Below are 1,684 nucleotides of genomic sequence, written 5' to 3'. Positions count from 1 at the left end.
GATCAGCCCAGCCCCGGCGACGCCGCCCCCCTCGTCAGCCCCGTCGCCAGGGCGATGAGTGACGTGCCCCGGTACACCCCCCAGCAGCTCGGCCAGACCGCCGGCGACAAGGCCCGCGCCCTCACCGCGGCTGACCTTGCCGACTTCACCCGCGCCGCCGCCCGGATCGGCGAGGGCTACTCGTTGCGGAACCGGTTCCTGATGTGGATCCAAGACCCGAAGGTGAGCCACGTCGCGGGATTCCGCGCCTGGCGGCAGCAGAGCCGCCGAGTTCGCAAAGGTGCCCATGGGCTGGCGATCCTGGCCCCGATCACCCGCCCCAGCACCGACGACCAGCCCGAGCGCCAGTCCGGCCACGAGCCGGACGGAATGGCGCATGCGCCCGCGGATGGGGGCGGCGGGGATCAGCCCCGGCGGATCGCCTCTTGCAAGGTCATCTACGTGTTCGACATTTCCCAGACCGAGCCTCTGACTCCTTGCCCACGCTGCGGCCAGTCGTGCACCTGCCCGCCACTGGTCCCGCACGGTGTGGGCCCGCCCGCATCCGGCGAGGTGACCGTCATGCTGGATGCGCTTATTGTCCCCGACGACGCTGACGGTGACGAGTTGCCGTGACGTCCTTCGCGCGGCGCCGACCAACCGGTCGGCCCTCCGCCTCGGTCGTCGAGCCGTCCGCCCGCGCCATGTGGGCGGTCGGCTACGGCCCTGTACCCGGCAGCCTCGGGCGAAATGCGGGCGGCCGACGAGCCCGACCGCAGCGAAAGGCGTGTCCGGCGGCTCCCTCCGGAGCTGGCTGCTCGGCCGGGAAACCACCGGTCGCCTCTTCTGTTGCGCCGAAGTCTCTGATCAAACACACCAACCAGCACCACCCAAACTGACGCAAAAGGAGACGTTGTTCATGGATTCGCTCGTGGGCCTTGGAGTGTTCACCTTCGACGAGAGCACCGTTCGCACCTGGCTGGCCGATCCCGACTCCGCCCGGTCGCCCTGGCACTTCCCCTGCGAGGCGCCCACCTGGACCCCGTTGGGCCCTGGCGGCGAGGACCAGACGACCGAACTGATCGCGGCCGCACAGCAGCATCACCACCTCACCGGCCCCGGAACGCTGTCGCTGCTGTTCACGCCCGACGCCGACGGGGACGCCTTCCGCTTCCTCGTCGAACTCACCCTGACCGGCGGCCCGCTGCTGTGCCTGGCCTCCCCCGCCTACTCGTGGGAGACGATTGCGCCCGAGCAGGAAACCGGTATCGAGGCTGCCGTGACGGTCCTTGGCCGCGGCACCAGCGAGGCCAACACCGCCCTACGGCAACTCCACCAGCTCAGGTGATCCCGTGCGGACATCCCGGCGATCTAACCGCTGCGGTGGGGGCGGCGGGCGACGTTCCCCCTTCGGCATACCAGCGGAGCTCATCGCGACGCTGCTGGTCGACTTGATCCGCCAGCCGACCTGGTCCGCCAGCCCGGCTCGGCCTCAACCTGCGGGGGACGGGCCCGCCCATCAATCGCCACCGCTGTCGGACGATGGATCCCGGCGCCCCGTGCGGCCCCCGTACGCCCTATGCGGCCCCGTGCGGCCCCGTGCGGCCAAGGGGGCGGTCATGGCCGCGCGTTCACGGCCGGGCGTTCAGCATCCCCAACGACGGCCCGGACGGCCCGCCGTCTGGTGGGCGGGCCGTCCACAGCC

2 protein-coding genes are annotated in these 1,684 nt (G+C 71.3%); both read left to right on the top strand.

Annotation, left to right across the window (positions count from 1 at the left end):
- Nucleotides 1-615: ArdC-like ssDNA-binding domain-containing protein (locus tag E1293_RS46855; RefSeq protein WP_243717586.1), on the top strand; the 615-nt coding region annotated here is incomplete at its 5' end.
- Nucleotides 616-898: 283 nt separating this feature from the next.
- Nucleotides 899-1,327, top strand: coding sequence for a hypothetical protein (locus E1293_RS46850; RefSeq protein WP_132206578.1), 429 nt, complete (start codon nucleotides 899-901; stop codon nucleotides 1,325-1,327).
- Nucleotides 1,328-1,684 lie beyond the last annotated feature (357 nt).

Origin of the sequence: Actinomadura darangshiensis (assembly GCF_004349235.1) — a bacterium.
Lineage (GTDB): Bacteria > Actinomycetota > Actinomycetes > Streptosporangiales > Streptosporangiaceae > Spirillospora > Spirillospora darangshiensis.
This window is presented reverse-complemented; position numbering and strand designations above follow the sequence as displayed.

Bases quoted from the DNA above. Each gene is read 5' to 3' on its own strand.
- E1293_RS46850 (WP_132206578.1), top strand. From the start codon at position 899: ATGGATTCGCTCGTGGGCCTTGGAGTGTTCACCTTCGACGAGAGCACC.